General features: G+C 71.5%; 16 protein-coding genes. 12 read left to right on the forward strand and 4 right to left on the reverse strand.

Annotated elements, in window-relative coordinates; genetic code table 11:
- From AC0VY3_RS02340 to AC0VY3_RS02385, 10 genes are all read left to right on the forward strand, one after another.
- On the forward strand, positions 1 to 951 hold the full coding sequence (locus AC0VY3_RS02340; RefSeq protein ID WP_103508122.1) for a Rossmann-like and DUF2520 domain-containing protein: 951 nt from the start codon (positions 1 to 3) through the stop codon (positions 949 to 951).
- A 34-nt stretch (positions 952 to 985) separates the two neighbouring features.
- Positions 986 to 2,005: a pantoate--beta-alanine ligase gene (gene panC / locus AC0VY3_RS02345; protein WP_475548783.1), complete on the forward strand. Its 1,020-nt coding sequence runs from the start codon at positions 986 to 988 to the stop codon at positions 2,003 to 2,005.
- Positions 2,002 to 3,687 (forward strand): L-aspartate oxidase, encoded by a 1,686-nt coding sequence (locus tag AC0VY3_RS02350; protein WP_475548784.1) that lies wholly within the window; start codon positions 2,002 to 2,004, stop codon positions 3,685 to 3,687. The genes panC and AC0VY3_RS02350 overlap by 4 nt, the downstream gene beginning before the upstream one ends.
- Positions 3,688 to 3,796: 109 nt before the next feature.
- Complete coding sequence (nadC, locus tag AC0VY3_RS02355; RefSeq protein ID WP_103507960.1) at positions 3,797 to 4,870, forward strand: carboxylating nicotinate-nucleotide diphosphorylase; 1,074 nt, start codon at positions 3,797 to 3,799, stop codon at positions 4,868 to 4,870.
- Positions 4,870 to 5,667: a type III pantothenate kinase gene (locus AC0VY3_RS02360; protein ID WP_030087892.1), complete on the forward strand. Its 798-nt coding sequence runs from the start codon at positions 4,870 to 4,872 to the stop codon at positions 5,665 to 5,667. Before nadC ends, AC0VY3_RS02360 begins: the two co-directional genes overlap by 1 nt.
- A 160-nt stretch (positions 5,668 to 5,827) precedes the next feature.
- Positions 5,828 to 6,412 carry a hypothetical protein gene (locus AC0VY3_RS02365; protein WP_242742276.1) on the forward strand — a complete coding sequence of 195 codons (585 nt, stop codon included), beginning with the start codon at positions 5,828 to 5,830 and terminating at the stop codon, positions 6,410 to 6,412.
- A gap of 81 nt (positions 6,413 to 6,493) precedes the next feature.
- On the forward strand, positions 6,494 to 6,673 hold the full coding sequence (locus AC0VY3_RS02370; protein WP_030087885.1) for a hypothetical protein: 180 nt from the start codon (positions 6,494 to 6,496) through the stop codon (positions 6,671 to 6,673).
- A gap of 131 nt (positions 6,674 to 6,804) precedes the next feature.
- Positions 6,805 to 7,263 (forward strand): BlaI/MecI/CopY family transcriptional regulator, encoded by a 459-nt coding sequence (locus tag AC0VY3_RS02375; protein WP_103508137.1) that lies wholly within the window; start codon positions 6,805 to 6,807, stop codon positions 7,261 to 7,263.
- A gap of 9 nt (positions 7,264 to 7,272) precedes the next feature.
- On the forward strand, positions 7,273 to 7,842 hold the full coding sequence (locus AC0VY3_RS02380; RefSeq protein ID WP_030625797.1) for an amino-acid N-acetyltransferase: 570 nt from the start codon (positions 7,273 to 7,275) through the stop codon (positions 7,840 to 7,842).
- A gap of 144 nt (positions 7,843 to 7,986) precedes the next feature.
- Positions 7,987 to 8,322, forward strand: a complete 336-nt coding sequence (locus AC0VY3_RS02385) for a histone-like nucleoid-structuring protein Lsr2 (protein WP_018489329.1) — start codon at positions 7,987 to 7,989, stop codon at positions 8,320 to 8,322.
- Here the strand turns inward: AC0VY3_RS02385 and AC0VY3_RS02390 are convergent.
- On the reverse strand, positions 8,301 to 8,903 hold the full coding sequence (locus tag AC0VY3_RS02390) for an SCO3374 family protein (RefSeq protein ID WP_103508136.1): 603 nt from the start codon (positions 8,901 to 8,903) through the stop codon (positions 8,301 to 8,303). The genes AC0VY3_RS02385 and AC0VY3_RS02390 overlap by 22 nt on opposite strands.
- Before the next feature lie 450 nt (positions 8,904 to 9,353).
- On the opposite strand from AC0VY3_RS02390, the gene AC0VY3_RS02395 reads away from it, so the two are divergent.
- A complete protein-coding gene (locus tag AC0VY3_RS02395) occupies positions 9,354 to 11,882 on the forward strand; it encodes an ATP-dependent Clp protease ATP-binding subunit (protein WP_103508135.1) in 2,529 nt (842 codons plus the stop codon).
- Positions 11,883 to 11,980: 98 nt separating this feature from the next.
- Here the strand turns inward: AC0VY3_RS02395 and AC0VY3_RS02400 are convergent, their stop codons facing one another.
- Both AC0VY3_RS02400 and AC0VY3_RS02405 read right to left on the reverse strand, forming a co-directional pair.
- Positions 11,981 to 15,253: an NACHT domain-containing protein gene (locus AC0VY3_RS02400; RefSeq protein ID WP_475548785.1), complete on the reverse strand. Its 3,273-nt coding sequence runs from the start codon at positions 15,251 to 15,253 to the stop codon at positions 11,981 to 11,983.
- On the reverse strand, positions 15,250 to 15,606 hold the full coding sequence (locus AC0VY3_RS02405; protein WP_103508134.1) for a trypco2 family protein: 357 nt from the start codon (positions 15,604 to 15,606) through the stop codon (positions 15,250 to 15,252). Before AC0VY3_RS02405 ends, AC0VY3_RS02400 begins: the two co-directional genes overlap by 4 nt.
- Positions 15,607 to 16,063: 457 nt before the next feature.
- Here AC0VY3_RS02405 and AC0VY3_RS02410 point away from each other — a divergent pair, with 457 nt between their 5' ends.
- Positions 16,064 to 16,780 (forward strand): M23 family metallopeptidase, encoded by a 717-nt coding sequence (locus tag AC0VY3_RS02410; protein ID WP_103508133.1) that lies wholly within the window; start codon positions 16,064 to 16,066, stop codon positions 16,778 to 16,780.
- A gap of 215 nt (positions 16,781 to 16,995) precedes the next feature.
- Here AC0VY3_RS02410 and cseC read toward each other — a convergent pair whose 3' ends face one another.
- Positions 16,996 to 18,333 carry a two-component system sensor histidine kinase CseC gene (cseC, locus tag AC0VY3_RS02415; protein ID WP_103508132.1) on the reverse strand — a complete coding sequence of 446 codons (1,338 nt, stop codon included), beginning with the start codon at positions 18,331 to 18,333 and terminating at the stop codon, positions 16,996 to 16,998.
- Between the last annotated feature and the right edge of the window lie 3 nt (positions 18,334 to 18,336).

Genomic DNA, 18,336 nt, shown 5'->3' on the forward strand with positions numbered 1-18,336 from the left:
GTGAACGCATCAGTTTCGAAGGAACCCCTCGACGCGAGGGACCGCCCCGCCCGGCTCACGGTCGGCGTCGTCGGCGCGGGCCGGGTCGGGCCCGCGCTCGCCGCGGCGCTCCGGCTCGCCGGGCACCGCCCGGTCGCCGTGTCCGGAGTCTCCGACGCCTCCCGGCGCCGCGCCGCCGAGCTGCTCCCCGACGTGCCGCTGGTGGAGCCGGCCGAGGTGCTGGCCCGCGCCGAGCTGGTGCTGCTGACCGTCCCCGACGATGTGCTGCCCACGCTGGTCGAGGGCCTCGTCGGGACCGGTGCCGTACGGCCGGGACAACTGCTCGTCCACACCTCCGGGCGGTACGGGGCGAAGGTGCTGGACCCCGCGCTGCGGGCCGGGGCGCTGCCACTCGCGCTGCACCCCGCGATGACCTTCACCGGCACCGCCGTCGACGTCCAGCGGCTCGCGGGCTGCTCCTTCGGCGTCACCGCCCCCGAGGAACTGCGGCTGGCCGCCGAGGCGCTCGTCATCGAGATGGGCGGCGAGCCCGAGTGGATCGCCGAGGAGTCCCGCCCGCTCTACCACGCGGCCCTCGCGCTCGGCGCGAACCACCTGGTCACGTTGGTCGCCCAGTCGATGGAGCTGCTGACCAAGGCCGGGGTCACCGCGCCCGACCGGATGCTCGGCCCGCTGCTCGGCGCGGCCCTGGACAACGCCCTGCGCTCCGGCGACGCCGCGCTGACCGGCCCGGTGGCCCGGGGGGACGCGGGCACGGTCGCCGCCCACATCCGTGAACTGCGTGCCCATGCCCCGCAGGCGGTGGCCGGATATGTCGCGATGGCCCGCGCCACGGCCGACCGGGCGCTCGCCCACGGCCTGCTCAAGGCGGAGCTGGCCGAGGACCTTCTCGGCGTCCTGGCCGACCAGGAGCGCCGCCCCGGCGGCCCCGGAGCGGGGGAGACCCGATGACGACGACCAGCTGTACGGGAGCGGGGGAGACCCGATGACGCGCACGATGCGGACCGCCCTCCTGCGCACCGCCGCCGAGCTCGACGCGCTGCCCCGCCCCGCCGGGGCCGAGCGGGCCGTCGTCATGACGATGGGCGCGCTCCACGACGGCCACGCCGCCCTGATCCGCGCCGCCCGCGAAGCCGCGGGCCCGGACGGCCAGGTCGTGGTCACCGTCTTCGTGAACCCGCTGCAGTTCGGCGAGGCAGCCGACCTGGACCGCTATCCGCGCACCCTGGACGCCGACCTGGAGATCGCCGCGGCGGCGGGGGCCGACGCGGTCTTCGCCCCCGGAGTCGACGAGGTCTACCCCGGCGGCGAGCCCCAGGTCCGGATCACCGCGGGCCCCATGGGCGAGCGCCTCGAAGGCGCGGCCCGGCCGGGGCACTTCGACGGGATGCTCACCGTCGTCGCCAAGCTCCTCCACCTCACCCGCCCCGACGAGGCGTTCTACGGGCAGAAGGACGCCCAGCAGCTCGCCCTGATCCGCCGGATGGTCCGCGACCTGAATTTCGGCGTCCGGATCACCGGCGTCCCCACCGTCCGCGACCCCGACGGCCTGGCGCTCTCCAGCCGTAACCGCTTCCTCTCCGCCGAGGAGCGGCACACCGCGCTCGCCCTGTCCCGCGCGCTGTTCGCGGCCCGCGACCGGCTCGCCGCCCAGCAGGCCCTGCACGAGCGGGCCCGGGCCACGGCGCCCGGCGGCGACCGGGCCGCCGGGCTCAACAAGCTCGGCGAGGCCCGGGCCGCCGCCGACGCCCAGGCCGTGGCGCTGGCCCGGCCCAACGGCGCGCCCGCCGCCGTCCGCGCCGCCGCCCGGACCGTGCTGGAGGAGGCCGCCGCCCGGGGCAGGCTGCCGCTGGCCCTGGACTACCTGGCCCTGGTGGACCCGGCGGACTTCACCGAGATCCCGGACGACCGCGAGAGCGGTGAGGCGGTCCTCGTCGTCGCGGCCCAGGTCGGGGACACCCGCCTCATCGACAACATCCCCCTCACCTTCGGAGCCCTCACGTGACCGGAATACGGCTGACCGCCCCCGCCCCCGGCTGGGCCATCGACGCGGACGTCGTGGTGGTCGGCTCCGGCGTCGCCGGACTCACCACGGCGCTGCGCTGCGTCGCCGCCGGTCTGGACACCGTCGTCGTCACCAAGGCCCGCCTCGACGACGGCTCGACCCGCTGGGCCCAGGGCGGCATCGCCGCGGCCCTCGGCGAGGGCGACACCCCCGAGCAGCACCTCGACGACACCCTCGTCGCGGGCGCGGGCCTCTGCGACGAGGAGGCCGTGCGCACCCTGGTCACCGAGGGCCCCGACGCCGTACGCCGGCTGATCAACACCGGCGCGCACTTCGACACCACCGACAGCGGCGACATCGCGCTGACCCGTGAGGGCGGCCACCACCGCCGCCGCATCGCCCACGCGGGCGGTGACGCGACCGGCGCGGAGATCTCCCGCGCCCTGGTCGGGGCGGTCCGCGAGGCCGCCCTGCACACCATCGAGAACGCCCTGGTCCTGGACCTGCTGACGGACGCCGAAGGCCGTACGGCGGGCGTCTCGCTGCATGTCATGGGCGAGGGCCAGCACGACGGCGTCGGCGCGGTCCGGGCCCCCTCGGTCGTCCTCGCCACCGGCGGCATGGGCCAGGTCTTCTCCGCCACCACCAACCCCTCCGTCTCCACCGGCGACGGCGTGGCGCTGGCGCTGCGGGCCGGGGCGGAGGTCTCCGACCTGGAGTTCGTCCAGTTCCACCCGACCGTCCTGTTCCTCGGCTCGGACTCCGAGGGCCAGCAGCCGCTGGTCTCCGAAGCCGTACGGGGCGAAGGAGCGCATCTCGTCGACGGCGACGGCGTCCGGTTCATGCTCGGACAGCACGAGCTGGCCGAGCTGGCCCCGCGCGACATCGTCGCCAAGGGCATCACGCGCCGGATGCACGAGAAGGGCGCCGAGCACATGTATCTGGACGCCCGGCACTTCGGGGCGCGGATGTGGGAGCAGCGCTTCCCCACCATCCTGGCCGCCTGCCGGGCCCACGGCATCGACCCGGTCACCGAGCCGATCCCGGTCGCCCCGGCCGCGCACTACGCCTCCGGCGGCGTCCGCACCGACCTGCGCGGCCGCACCACCGTCCCCGGGCTGTACGCCTGCGGCGAGGTCGCCTGCACCGGGGTGCACGGGGCCAACCGCCTCGCGTCCAACTCCCTCCTGGAGGGCCTGGTCTTCGCCGAGCGCATCGCCGCCGACATCGCCGAGGCCCGCCCGCCCCGCACCGAACCGGCCGAAGCCCCCGGTGACGCGGAAGCCCCCGTTCCGCTGCTGGCCCCCGAGGCCCGTACGGCGATCCAGCGCACGATGACCCGGGGCGCCGGAGTGCTGCGCTCCGCCGGCAGCCTGGCCGCCGCCGCCGAGGAGCTGGAGGCCCTGCACCGCGAGGCCGCCGCCGACGCGGACGGGTCCAAGGCCGTCGTGCCCGGGGTCGACGCCTGGGAGGTCACCAATCTGCTCCTGGTCTCCCGGGTCCTGGTCGCCGCCGCCCGGGAACGCGAGGAGACCCGCGGCTGCCACTGGCGCGAGGACCGGCCCGACCGCGACGACACCCACGGCCGCCGCCACCTGGTCGTCCGTATCGCACCGGACCGCACCCCGGCCGTCCACCGCACGGAGACCGCCGCATTCCCGCCCGTACGCCCGTCGGATTGAGCAGACTGCTGGAAGCAGCCGCTCCGCCGCACCCGCGGAGCAGCACCGGCACCGCACGCAGCACCAGCCCCACCCGCACCACCCGCCACGCCCCCGAGGAGCCGACACCGTGAGCACGCCCGAAGAGAATCCGCGCCCCACACCCGTGGACGTACCGTTGATCAGCGTCGGCGCGCCCGCATCCTCCGCACCGACGGGAGGCGGCTGCGGCGACGGCTGCGGCTGCGGCGGTGACGAGGGCTTCGACCCGGAGGCCCTGGAGTGCGGCCTGGACCCGGCGCTCGCCCTGCTGCTGGCCCAGGCAGGACTGGACCCCGTCCAGGTCGAGGACGTCGCCCATGTGGCGATCGAGGAGGACCTCGACGGCGGGGTGGACGTCACGACCGTGGCGACCGTGCCCGAGGACGCCGTGATCACCGGTGACTTCACCGCCCGCGAGGCCGGTGTGGTCGCCGGGCTCCGGGTCGCCGAGGCGGTCCTGTCGATCGTCTGCACCGAGGCGTTCGAGGTCGAGCGGCACGTCGAGGACGGCGACCGGATCGTCCCCGGCCAGAAGCTGCTGACCGTCACCACCCGCACCCGCGACCTGCTGACCGGCGAGCGCAGCGCGCTCAACCTGCTCTGCCGCCTCTCGGGCATCGCGACCGCCACCCGCGCCTGGGCGGACGTGCTGGAGGGCTCCAGGGCCAAGGTCCGCGACACCCGCAAGACGACGGCGGGCCTGCGCGCGCTGGAGAAGTACGCGGTGCGCTGCGGCGGCGGCGTCAACCACCGGATGTCGCTCTCCGACGCGGCCCTGGTCAAGGACAACCACGTGATCGCCGCGGGCGGCGTCGCGGAGGCGTTTCTGCGCGTGCGCGCCGAGTTCCCCGAGCTGCCCATCGAGGTCGAAGTCGACACGATGGACCAGGTCCGCGAGGTGCTGGACGCGGGCGTCGACCTGATCCTGCTGGACAACTTCACTCCGGCCGAGACCGCCGAGGCGGTCGCCCTGGTCGACGGCCGGGCGATCCTGGAGTCCTCGGGCCGCCTCACCCTCGACTCGGCCCGCGCCTACGCCGACGCGGGCGTCGACTATCTCGCCGTCGGGGCGCTCACCCACTCCTCGCCGATCCTCGACATCGGCCTGGACTTCCGCGACGCGGACGCGTCCCCCTCCGCCGGGGACGGGGCCGACGCCTGATGCTGCTCACCATCGACGTCGGCAACACGCACACGGTCCTCGGCCTCTTCGACGGCGAGGAGATCGTCGAGCACTGGCGGATCTCCACCGACGCCCGCCGCACCGCGGACGAGCTGGCCGTCCTGCTCCAGGGCCTGATGGGCATGCACCCGCTGCTCGGCATGGAGCTGGGCGACGGCATCGAGGGCATCGCGATCTGCGCCACCGTCCCCTCGGTCCTGCACGAGCTGCGCGAGGTCACCCGCCGCTACTACGGCGACGTCCCCGCCGTCCTGGTGGAGCCCGGGGTCAAGACGGGGGTGCCGATCCTGATGGACAACCCCAAGGAGGTCGGCGCGGACCGCATCATCAACGCGGTCGCCGCCGTCGAGCTGTACGGGGGCCCGGCGATCGTCGTCGACTTCGGCACCGCCACCACCTTCGACGCGGTCTCGCCGCGCGGCGAGTACGCGGGCGGGGTGATCGCCCCCGGCATCGAGATCTCGGTGGAGGCGCTCGGCGTCCGGGGCGCCCAGCTCCGCAAGATCGAGCTGGCCCGGCCGCGCAGCGTGATCGGCAAGAACACCGTCGAGGCCATGCAGTCCGGCATCATCTACGGCTTCGCCGGCCAGGTCGACGGGGTGGTGGCCCGGATGAAGAAGGAACTGGCCGCCGACCCGGACGACGTCACGGTCATCGCGACGGGCGGCCTTGCTCCGATGGTGTTGGGGGAGTCCTCCGTCATCGACGAGCACGAGCCGTGGCTGACGCTCATCGGGCTGCGCCTGGTCTACGAGCGGAACGTGTCCCGCTCGTAGCGGGCGCGGCGCGGGGCCCTGCGTACCTGCGGGAACGGCCGGGACGGTGGGCCGGGGAACGGCTACGGCACGCCGCGCCACCGGCGACCAGTTAAACGGATTTTGTCCATTTAGCACGTATTGTCGCGCTATGCCCACGCCCTACGGTTCACGAGGCGGCATGGCGTTCAGCGCGGACGAGCTGCGGGTGCTCCGACGTGCCCTCGCCATCGCCCTCCACCCCATGCCCCTGTCCGACGAGGACGTCCAGGACTGCCTGCGGCTCGCCGGCTCCGTGGACGAGGCGGTCGGCGAGGCGGGTCGGCTGCGAGCGTTCCTCCTCGCCGATCTCGCCCGCTACCGCAACGCCCTCCCCGGCTCCGTCGCCGGCTATCTGGAGCTGCTCCAGGACGCCCTGGCGGCCGGTTACGACCCCCGCCCGGACGATCTGGCCGCGCTGCGCGCCCTGCGCGGGAGGCCGCTCGCGGCGACCCTCCTGGAACGCTGTCAGGTGCTCGCCGAGCGTTCCGTACGCGCCCGGCTCGCCGGCCGCTCCGCCGGGCTCGCGGCCCCCGGCCCCCGCAGCCGGCTGCTCGCCCTGCCCGGCGGCCGCGCCGCCGACCGGGAGCCGGACCGGCCCAGGACCCCGGCCGCTCCGGACCGCCCGCGGAAGCCCGGCGACCGCCCGATGCCCAAGCCCTCCGAGGTCTTCCCGCCGCGCCGCCGGCCCGCGCCGCCTCCGTCCGAGGAGCGGGCGGCCGGCTGACACTCCGGCGGTGTCCGACGCGGCGGCCTCCACCGGGAGGTCGCCGCGTCGGGCCGTTCGGGGCTCGCTACTCTGGACGGCATGGACTATGTATCCGCGCTCGTGCCGCCCGTGGTGATGGCCGTCTTCTTCATCGCCCTGATCGTGATCATCGTCAAGAGTCAGGGTGGCCCGAACAAGGCCAAGGAGGACGCCGCGGTGGACGCGACGTTCGCCCGCGCGGAATCCGCAAAGCAGACCGCTCGTCCGGAGAATGTCTGACCGCGGAAGCGGCCCGTCCGCCCCGCGCCTTCCCGGCGTACGCACCCGGAGCGCACGACTCGTCCGAGTCGTGCGCTCTTTTGCTGTGTAAATACCGGAATATTCAGGACATCTAGCACTAAAATGATCTCGTGCCCCGCCAATTGGGAGACCTCGAAGACGCCGTGATGACGCGCGTCTGGCAATGGAACCGACCGGTCACGGTGCGGGAAGTCCTTGAGGACCTTCAGCAGGAACGGTCCATCGCGTACACGACCGTGATGACGGTAATGGACAATCTCCATCAGAAGGGCTGGGTGCGCAGGGAAGTCGACGGACGGGCCTATCGATATACGGCCGTCTCCACCCGGGCCGCCTACTCGGCCGCACTGATGAACGAAGCCTGGTCGCTCAGTGACAACCCCGCCGCCGCACTTGTCGCGTTCTTCGGCATGATGTCCGCCGAGCAGCGCGAAGCGCTCCAGGATGCCGTTCGGATGGTTTCCCCCAACCCTGCCGAAAGTGCCCCGGGCAACCCCGCGGAACCGGCCGCCGACGCCGCCGGAGATGACGCCCCGGCCGATGACGCGACGCCGGAGAGCGGGCGATAGCGTCGGGGCATGTCCTCAGAGCAGCCGCAAAGCGATCCGGAAACCGAACTCCATACCGACCCGTCGGTAAATAAGCCCGCCATCACCGTCCGGCGGGCCAGGACGAGTGATGTCGGTTCGGTGCGACGACTCCTCGACGGGTACGTGTCCGGAGGCATCCTGCTCGACAAAGCGACCGTCACCCTTTACGAGGACATCCAGGAGTTCTGGGTCGCGGAACGCGACGAGGACGCGACGGTCATCGGCTGCGGCGCACTTCATGTCATGTGGGAAGACCTGGCAGAAGTGCGGACCCTTGCCGTCGACCCCCGCATCAAGGGCGCGGGGGTGGGGCATCACGTACTGGACAAGCTCTTGCAGACCGCGCGATGGCTCGGTGTCCGCAGGGTTTTCTGTCTCACCTTCGAAGTGGACTTCTTCGCGAAGCACGGGTTCGTCGAGATCGGAGAGACGCCCGTCGACACCGATGTCTACAGTGAGCTGCTGCGTTCCTACGACGAGGGTGTCGCGGAGTTCCTCGGTCTCGAACGAGTGAAGCCGAACACCTTGGGCAACAGCCGGATGCTTCTGCACCTGTGATCTGCAGAAGGACCTGCAACCCTATGTCCGAATCGCGCACGTTTCCCGTCTTCTCGGGCTGCTGAACCTCTCCTGGGGGTTTGTGTTTTCGGGGGAAAAGCGGTTTCCTTTCCGCGTACTCCATTTTCGATGAAAGGATATCCCGTGGCACAGAAGGTTCAGGTCCTTCTTGTCGATGACCTCGACGGCGTCGAGGCCGACGAGACCGTCACGTTCGCTCTTGACGGCAAGACGTACGAGATCGACCTCACCACGGCCAACGCGGACAAGCTTCGCGGCCTTCTCGAGCCCTACACCAAGGGTGGACGTCGCACCGGTGGCCGTGCCGCCACGGGCCGTGGCAAGGGCCGCGCCGTGTCCGGCGGTAACAAGGACACCGCGGAAATCCGCCGGTGGGCCCGGGAGAACGGCCACAATGTGAATGACCGCGGCCGCGTTCCCGCCGAGATCCGTGAGGCTTACGAGAAGGCCAACGGCTGATCCGCTCCACCCCTTGTCAGCGCTCCGGAACGGGCGTGCGACAACCGGACCCGATGGCATTCCGTGGCCGCGGCGTCCACCAGGCGTACGAGATCGGGGGCATCCCCACCGCTGCTCCCGAAGCCCATGAGGGCCGGCAGCCCCGGCTCGGGCGCATGCCTCGGCTCTGGGGGCCGCAGCCAGAGCGCGGCCCCCGGCGAGCCCCCGGGGGAACCAGGGAGGGGCGGGGCCGCGACGCGGCCCCCCGCACCCACGGCGGTCAGGTCCAGCGGGACCGGACCCCACTCCAGCCAGTCGAGCAGCCCCGGCAGCTCATCGGCGCCGCCCGCGGCGACCAGCAGCCCCATCCGCGCACCGGACAGCAGCACGGGACCGGTGCGCACCCCGCGCCGCAGCACGGCGTGACCGGCCTCGGCGGGCAGCTCCAGCACATCGAAGCGCACCCCGGTGAGCAGCCGCAGCGGAGCGTGCCCCTCGGCCGCCCAGCCCAGCTCCCTCGCGTACCGCCGGGCGAGAGCGGCGTCGGCGGAACCCGGAGCGGTATCGGGTGACGATCGGGGCTGCGGGACGGTGGGGGTCATGCCCGATGAACCGCCGAACCACCTCCGGAGTTACGCGGGGTCCGCGCCGCGTCACGTTGTGTTCCGGCCCTGGGGGCGCGCGAGAGCGTTCAGCAGCGCAAGGTTGTTCGCCCGTAGCGGAGGGAACCGGGGCGCGCCGCATGGACTGTCAGTGATTGCGGGTAAGACTTTCCTAGTGGGAAGGGGCGACACGCTGGCCGAGGCGTCTCACGTTCGCCATCGGCGTACTGGCGAAAGGGGTATCTGCCTGGCCTGCGGGAACATCGTCTCGCACCATCGGGTTGGAGCAGTTGTCAGCTGTTCGGCAGTAAGAATCCCCGCCCGGCGCGGGGTGATCCGGACGGATGTCGGCAGTTGGAATGAGCTGTCCCGTCCTGCGGGACTAGCATGCGGAAGGACTGGGAGGGGACCGACCCCTCACTGACCGACCGCTCTGAGGAGCGATTAACGATGTTCGAGAGGTTCACCGACCGCGCGCGGCGGGTTGTCGTCCTGGCTCAGGAAGAAGCCCGGATGCTCAACCACAACTACATCGGCACCGAGCACATCCTCCTGGGCCTGATCCACGAGGGTGAGGGTGTCGCCGCTAAGGCCCTGGAGAGCCTCGGGATTTCGCTCGAGGCGGTCCGCCAGCAGGTGGAGGAGATCATCGGGCAGGGGCAGCAGGCTCCTTCCGGGCACATCCCCTTCACCCCGCGAGCCAAGAAGGTCCTGGAGCTGTCGCTCCGCGAGGCCCTTCAGCTGGGCCACAACTACATCGGCACCGAGCACATCCTGCTCGGCCTGATCCGCGAGGGCGAGGGCGTCGCAGCCCAGGTCCTCGTGAAGCTGGGCGCCGACCTGAACCGGGTCCGGCAGCAGGTCATCCAGCTGCTTTCCGGGTACTCGGGCGGCAAGGAGGCGGCCACCGCAGGCGGTCCCGCCGAGGGCACGCCCTCCACGTCCCTGGTGCTCGACCAGTTCGGCCGGAATCTCACCCAGGCCGCTCGTGAATCCAAGCTCGACCCGGTCATCGGGCGCGAGAAGGAGATCGAGCGGGTCATGCAGGTGCTGTCCCGCCGGACCAAGAACAACCCGGTCCTCATCGGCGAGCCCGGCGTCGGCAAGACGGCGGTCGTCGAGGGCCTGGCCCAGGCGATCGTCAAGGGCGAGGTGCCCGAGACCCTCAAGGACAAGCACCTCTACACCCTGGACCTCGGCGCCCTGGTCGCCGGTTCGCGGTACCGGGGTGACTTCGAGGAGCGCCTGAAGAAGGTCCTCAAGGAGATCCGCACCCGCGGCGACATCATCCTGTTCATCGACGAGCTCCACACGCTGGTCGGTGCGGGTGCCGCGGAAGGCGCCATCGACGCGGCTTCGATCCTGAAGCCCATGCTGGCGCGCGGTGAGCTCCAGACCATCGGCGCCACCACGCTCGACGAGTACCGCAAGCACCTGGAGAAGGACGCGGCCCTCGAGCGCCGCTTCCAGCCCATCCAGGTCGCGGAGCCGTCGCTGCCGCACACCATCGAGATCCTCAAGGGTCTGCGCGACCGTTACGAGGCCCACCACCGGGTCTCCATCACGGACGAGGCCCTCGTCCAGGCCGCGACCCTGGCCGACCGGTACATCTCGGACCGCTTCCTGCCGGACAAGGCGATCGACCTGATCGACGAGGCCGGTTCCCGGATGCGCATCCGCCGGATGACCGCGCCGCCGGACCTCCGCGAGTTCGACGAGAAGATCGCCGGTGTCCGCCGGGACAAGGAGTCGGCCATCGACTCCCAGGACTTCGAGAAGGCAGCCTCGCTCCGCGACAAGGAGAAGCAGCTGCTGGCGGCGAAGGCCAAGCGGGAGAAGGAATGGAAGGCCGGCGACATGGACGTCGTCGCCGAGGTCGACGGCGAGCTCATCGCCGAGGTCCTGGCCACGGCCACCGGAATCCCGGTCTTCAAGCTGACGGAGGAGGAGTCCTCCCGTCTGCTGCGCATGGAGGACGAGCTCCACAAGCGCGTCATCGGGCAGAAGGACGCCATCAAGGCCCTTTCGCAGGCGATCCGCCGTACGCGAGCCGGTCTGAAGGACCCGAAGCGCCCGGGTGGCTCGTTCATCTTCGCCGGCCCGTCCGGTGTCGGTAAGACCGAGCTCTCCAAGACGCTCGCCGAATTCCTCTTCGGCGACGAGGACGCGCTGATCTCCCTCGACATGTCGGAGTTCAGCGAGAAGCACACGGTTTCCCGCCTCTTCGGTTCGCCCCCCGGTTACGTGGGGTACGAGGAGGGCGGCCAGCTCACCGAGAAGGTGCGCCGCAAGCCGTTCTCCGTCGTCCTCTTCGACGAGGTCGAGAAGGCCCACCCCGATATCTTCAATTCCCTGCTCCAGATTCTGGAGGACGGTCGCCTGACCGACTCCCAGGGTCGGGTCGTGGACTTCAAGAACACGGTCATCATCATGACGACCAACCTCGGGACCCGGGACATCTCGAAGGGCTTCAACCTGGGCTTCGCCGCCCAGGGCGACGTCAAGACGAACTACGAGCGCATGAAGGTCAAGGTCAACGAAGAGCTCAAGCAGCACTTCCGGCCGGAATTCCTCAACCGTGTCGACGACACGGTGGTCTTCCACCAGCTGACCGAGGAAGACATCATCCAGATCGTCGACCTCATGCTCGCCAAGGTCGACGAGCGTCTCAAGGACCGCGACATGGGCATCGAGCTCAGCGGCGAGGCCAAGACGCTCCTCGCGAAGAAGGGCTACGACCCCGTGATGGGCGCCCGGCCGCTGCGCCGGACGATCCAGCGGCAGATCGAGGACATCCTCTCCGAGAAGATCCTCTTCGGTGAGCTGCGTCCCGGTCACATCGTGGTCGTGGGCACCGAGGGCGAGGGTGACGACAAGAAGTTCACCTTCCGGGGCGAGGAGAAGTCGGCTCTGCCCGACGTCCCCCCGATCGAGCAGGCGGCAGGCGGCGCCGGCCCGAACCTCACGAAGGACGCGTGACGCTCTCGTAGCGCACAGCTGAGGGGCTGCCCCGGAATCGGTATTCGTACCGGTCCGGGGCAGCCCCTTTTCGGTGCTCAGGGGGATTTCCTCGTGGATCAGGAGGTGTCGATCTTCAGCCGCTCGCCCAGCTCGGCTGCCCCGACGAGTTTCGGGACGTGTGGCCTGGCGATGGTCACCTGGAGGTCGTGCCATGCGTGCAGTGTGGTGAGGTCCAGCACCTCGGTGGTATCGGGCACCAGGAGGACCAGGTGGCTGAGCGCGGGGAAACTGTGCCGGACGGACGCCAGGTCCTCCTCGTGCGGGGGCGACGGCACGGTCAGGTCGGTGACCGACGGTACGTCCACGGGGACCGCCGCCTGGCTGCCCCAGGGAAACGCTGTCAGCTCAAGTCGGGTGATCCTCGGGTGCGCCCGCAGATCCGCCAAGGTGTCGAGGGACGCGTGAGTGCCCGAGAGCTCCAGTGAGGTCAGCGCCGGCCAGGCATGGAGGACGTCCAGCGCCAGGGGATGCTCGGTCTCCACCGCCAGGCGTGTCACCTGCCGGTGGGCGGGTATGTCGCTGAGCTTCCGTACGTCCGGGCAGATCAGCCACAACGCGGTCAGCGCGGGGATGTCCGCCAGCGGGCCCAGGAGCGCCGGTGGCAGATGAGTGGCGTCGAGCTTCAGCGTCATGAGAGCGCTCAGCGCCTGAAGCGGGCGAAGGTCCTTGATCTGCGGACACCAGCGGAGGAAGAGGTGCCGGAGGGTCTTCCCGCATCCGTTCAGCACGGAGAGGTCCGAGAACCGGTGGTTCTCGGCGAGGAAGAGGAACTCCGGCGCCCTCCCGTGAAGTGCCTCGCCCAGCTCCGCTGCGGAGAAGTCGCCCCCGAAGGAGAGGTAGTCGGCGGACGGCAGATGGCGCAGGGCCTTCAACTGCTGGGAGTCGGTGATCGTGACCGATGCACCGGTCAGGCAGTAGTGACTCAGCACTTCGACGGCGAAAGCTTCGGGCGGGAAGGCGTCCCAGCAGTCCGCCATCGTCCTGCCCAGGCCCGGATGGGCGCGTGCCCAGTCCCGGGCCACCGGGACCGCCTGCGCCCCGCCGATCAGGCCGAGGAGAAGCACCGCCTGCTCGGCGATCGCGCTGTCGACCGGCACGTCGCCCGGCTGCGGGAGGACGGCCAGCGCGTCCTGCCCGAGCCGAGCCAGGGCGTTCCGCTGATCCGCGCCGTGGGGCGGGAACAGCCTCGCGACGCTCACCCGGACCCGGTCCCGTACCGCCCCGTCCAGCCACGCCGCGTGCTGGGCGCACAGTGCGGCCAGGACGTGGAGGTCGGTCCGCTCGACCGACCCTGGCTCGCACCCCTCGCCCGCGTCCAGCAACCCGGATACCAGCAGGCCCAGTTCGCGCCGCCCGCAGTGCCCCGACGCCAGCAGGATCACGTCCTGCCAGGGCTCCTCGTCCGCGTGGCGGAGCAGTTCGCCCAGGTGGTCGTCCTCGACGAGTTCCTTCGCTGCCAGGTAGTCCTGGAAGGTCCGGTGGATGAACTGGTAGGTGTCGTCGGTGTGTTCCTGGATCAGGCCGCTGCGGTTGAGCAGGTGGGTGAGGATCCTCTCCGGCGGGCCCTGGGCTCTGACCCCTGCCATCCCCGCCAGCGCACGGTCGAGTTGGCGCAGCGCCTGGTCCCGGGTGAACTCGGACTGGCCCTCGCGGACCAGCCAGACCGCGATCCGCTGGAGGAGCTGGGTGGATTCCTCGACGTCCAGGTCGATGCCCTCGGGGTTCCCGATCCGGCGGCGGTGGTCGCGGTGGCCCAGCAGCATCTCCAGGGCCGAGCGGTACAGCTTCCAGCGGGTCTCCGGGAGGAAGCCGTCGCGGCGGCGGTGCAGGGCGCAGATGACCGCGCAGAGCAGCGGCGTACGGGCCAGGTCACGGAGCGTGGGGTTCTGGTCGAACTGGTGCGAGAGGTCGCGTTCCAGTTCGTCCAGCCGCTCGGCGTCGGCCTCCTCCGACAGCCGGGCCGCCCGGTGCCAGGAGGCCACGAACGCCTGGATGTCCTCGTTCCGCATCGGCAGCAGTCGTAACTCCGCGAAGCCTTCCGAGCGCAGCCAGTCCGGCTCCACGGCGAGGGGCCGTACGGTCGCGACGCACCGGGTGTCCGGATAGCGGGCCAGCAGCTGCGAGAGCCAGGTGTGCGTCTGCTCGCGCTCCTCCGGCGGAACCTCGTCCAGGCCGTCCACCAGCAGCAACGCCCGGCCCGACTCCAGGACCCGGCCCGCCCAGCCCTCCGGTGCCGTGTCGACCACCAGTCCCGCCGCGCCCGACAGCTCGGCCGGGCGCGGGAACGTCACCCCGCGGGCCCGCAGGGTGCGCAGCGGCACCACGAAGGGGATCAGGCCGTTCAGCGGGGCCAGCGCGTCGCCCAGGGTGCGGGCCGAGGCGTGGGCGGCCAGCCACCACAGCAGCGTCGTCTTGCCCGCGCCCGCCTCGCCGCGCAGCAGAACCCGGGGGCGGTCCGCGAGAAGGGCGTCGATGCGCTGGGGGAGGGGTGGGGAGGCCTCCGTAACCCCTGGGTGCTGTGCGGCCCGATCCTGTGCCTGGGCCTCCAGGCTGAGGTAGGCGGTGTCCAGGTCCCACTCGGTGTCGTGCCGGCTCAGCTCGTCCAGGCCGAAGATCTTCGTACGGCGGTACTTGGCGCCCAGCGCCTGCGCGTACTCGGCTTCGTACCGCAGGTCGCGCGGGAAGCTGCCGTGGACGCGTTCCTCGCGCAGGTCGAGACCGGCGCGCCGGCAGACGAGGCGGAAGGGGTTCGCCGCCAGGACCGGGCCGAGCGGGACGCACTCGACCCGGCGTCCGTCGCGCTGCTGCGGCACCTGCCGGGCGACGCCCAGCAGCACGTCCCCCATGAAGACCGGGCCGCCGGAGAGCCCGGACAGGGCGGCCGGCTCGTCGTCCGGGCGGGCCGCGGGCGGGCCGTCGAGATCGCAGACCAGCAGGTCGCGGACCCGGCCCGCCAGGGGCAGGACCGTCGCCGTGTACTGGTCGGCCTCCAGACGCTGGTCGCGGCCGTAGCGCTGGACGCGCGGGAAGCCGGTGATCTCGCAGTCGGGTATGGCCTGTCGGGTGTCGACCACGCCGAGCCGTACGGGCGGGACCGGCCGCACCGGCTCGACGGCCTCCAGCAGGGCCACGTCCAGCCGGTAGTCGATCCAGGCGACGGTGGCCCGTACGCGGTCGGAGACGGCCGGGTGGGCGATCAGGACGGACCCGGACTTGACCACATGGGCGCAGGTCAGGACCAGCCGGTCGGTGAGCAGGACGCCACTGCCCTGCTGGATCGCGGAGACGACCACCGTACGGTCGGCGGGGTGGACGACGGGCAGGCTCATGTACGGGAGACCCCGTCACCGAACCCCGCCGTCGACCCGTCGTCCTCCGTCCCGATCTCCCACGCCTCGCCCGTCGCCGCGTTGCGCGGGGTCAGGGTGAAGGCCACCTTGTGCGTGCGGCCCGTGGTGCGGGCGGCGTCCGCGCCCGCCTCGACCACCCAGGCCTTCACCTTGCCGCCCGCCCTGGCTTCCCGGCGCAGTTCGAGGGTGAACTCCATCTGGATGTCGCCGACCGCGAAGGAGACGGGGTGGTCCGTGGCCCGGGTCGCCGCGTCGATGAGCTGGTTGCGGATGGACGCGACGGCATCGGCGAGCTCGATGCCGTCCAGCGCGTGGGTGTTCTCGGCCGTCATTGGGGTCCCCCGGGGTGCGGTGCCGCTTTCCCGTCAGCGTAGTGAAGTAGCGGGCCGAAGGTCCCGAATCGGAAGGACTTAGGTCCCACCGGCGGTGACAAGGCGCACAGCCCGAAACAGGCCTACTACCCGGGACCGTAGAAAGCGCCACGATCCGCCGCGGGACCTTCGGCCCGGCGTCGGCAGGCCCTTTCGAGGTTTTGGGCTATACGACCGTTTCGCGGCAGCATGTCCGGAAAAGGGCCCATGGAACAGGCGTTAAACGTCTTCCGCGCGAAGGATTTCGTGGCCCGCGCCGCCTGCCCGTAAGGGGACAAGCGCGGCGAATTCCCCCGGCCCTCTCTACGGCTTTTCTTCGTAGATGGGGTGTTTGAGTACCGGCGGGGGTGCGGGTTACCAAGGTGGAGCAAGCCCGGACAGCACGCCGGGTCCACTCACCTTCGGAGGACTTCCTCGTATGAAGCGCGCAACGAACCAGCACACCATCCGCCCGTCCGCCTTCCGCGTCCGTGGCGCCGTCCTGGCCGCCGGCCTGGGGGCGTCCGTGGTGCTGGGTGCCGGAACGGCGTTCGCCTCCAGCGGCACCGACGCCGCTGCGGCTCCCCTTGCCGCGAACACCACCGCCAACTCCGTCGCCGCGCAGGCGACCGCGCAGGGCAAGGCCGCCGACGCGGCCAAGAAGGCGGCCGCGAAGAAGGCCTCCGACGCGAAGAAGAAGGCCGAGGACAAGAAGAAGGCCGCGAAGAAGAACGCCGCCTCCTGGAAGTCCCCGGTCAAGAAGTACACGCTGAGCGCCAGCTACGGCACCGGCGGCGCCCGCTGGGCCGCCAAGCACTCCGGCCAGGACTTCGCCGTGCCGGTCGGCACCAACGTCGTGGCCGCCCACACCGGCACCGTCGTGAAGGCCGGCCCGAACGGCGCCGGCGACGGCCCCGCGTACGGCAACGCCGTCGTGATCAAGCACTCCAACGGCAAGTACTCGCAGTACGCGCACCTGTCGAAGGTCAACGTGAAGATCGGCCAGCACGTGAAGACGGGCCAGAAGATCGCCCTGTCCGGCAACACCGGAAACTCCAGCGGCCCGCACCTCCACTTCGAGATCCGCACCACCCCGAACTACGGCTCGGCGCTGAACCCGGCCGCGTTCCTCCGCTCGGTGCACGTCTCCATCTGATCCGGCCGGCGTAACCGCGCGGCCCCGCCCGGCGTCAGCCGGCCGGCCGCGCAGCACAACCGAAAAGTGTCAGTGGACCCGCTACACCCCGGTACCCGGGGCGTGCGCCCGGGTCACCCGACCGACGGCGACGTCGAGGACAGCCTCACGGCTCACTCCTCGGGGTCGCCGTCGGCGTTGCGCGGAGGGCGTGGCACCGCAGAACGTGGCGCCGCTCAGTCCGAGGGCTGCCGCTGGTCCGCCATCCGCAGCACCGGGAAGCTCCCTGTCACTGTCGGTGCGTGCTCCGGCAGCCACAGCACCGCGATCGCCCCGCCCGTGCCCTCCGCCGCACCCGAGGGAGCCGCGTTGCGGAAGGTCAGCCGGGCCCCCAGCACCCGCGCCTGGCCCGCCGCGATCGTCAGGCCGAGCCCGTGCCCGTGCCCGGCCCGGTCCATGGAGCCCGTACGGAACCGGCTCGGCCCGTCCCGCAGCAGCTCCTCAGGGAACCCCGGACCGTGGTCGCGGACCCGTACCACCCGGCCCTCGACCGAGACCTCCACCGGGGTGGACCCGTGCTTGGCGGCGTTCCCGAGCAGATTGCCGAGGATGCGCTCCAGCCGGCGCGGATCGGTGGAGACCCATGACTCATGGATCACCCGTACGGTCACATCGGGGTTCAGCAGCCCGATCCGGCGGCTGACGAACTCGCCGAGCGGCAGCTCCTGGAGCTCCGCCCGCTCCGACGCACTGTCCAGGCGGGCCACCTCCAGTACGTCCTCGACCAGCGTGCGCATCGCCTGGGCCCGGTCCCGTACCAGCTCGGTGGGGCGGCCCGGCGGCAGCAGCTCGGCCGCCGTGAGCAGCCCGGTCACCGGGGTACGCAGCTCATGGGCGATGTCCGCGGTGACCCGGCGCTCCGCCTCGATCCGTTCGTTCAGCGCGTCGGTCAGCGCGTCGACCGCCCGCGCCAGCTCGTCGGTCTCGTCGCGCACGACGCCGCCGACCGCCTCCCTGACCCGTACGTCGGTCTGCCCCTGGGCGACCCGGCCCGCCGCGGCCGCCGCCTTGCGCAGCCGCCGGGAGAGCTGGCCGCCGATGAGCACCCCGAGCGCGCAGCCGCCGAAGACCACCGAGACCGAGCCGATGATCAGGGCCCGGTCCAGGTCGTCCATGATCGTGGCGGAGCGGTCCGCGAACCGGGTGTGCAGCGAGAGCACGTCGCCGTTGGCCAGCGGCACCGCCGCCCAGACCTCGGGAACCCCGTTGGAACCCTGCGTCACATGGGTGGCCCGGCGGTTCTTGCGGACCTCGTCGCGCAGGCTCTGCGGGATCGCCGGGTCGTTCAGCTTCGCCCCGAACTTCGGCCCGCCCCTCTGCATGCTCGTCGCCTCGTAGAAGCGCTGGGCGCCCAGCAGCCGCTCCAGCTGCACCTCGCGGGCGTTCTCGATCATCGAGACGCGGGCCGCGTTGTGCACCACGAGGCTCAGCGCCACCGCGATGAGCGCGCCGACCGCCGCGATGGCGATGCTGATCTTCCAGCGGACACCGGTCCGCAGGGCCAGTCGCTTCATCTG

Source organism: Streptomyces sp. iso_384 (assembly GCF_056172905.1).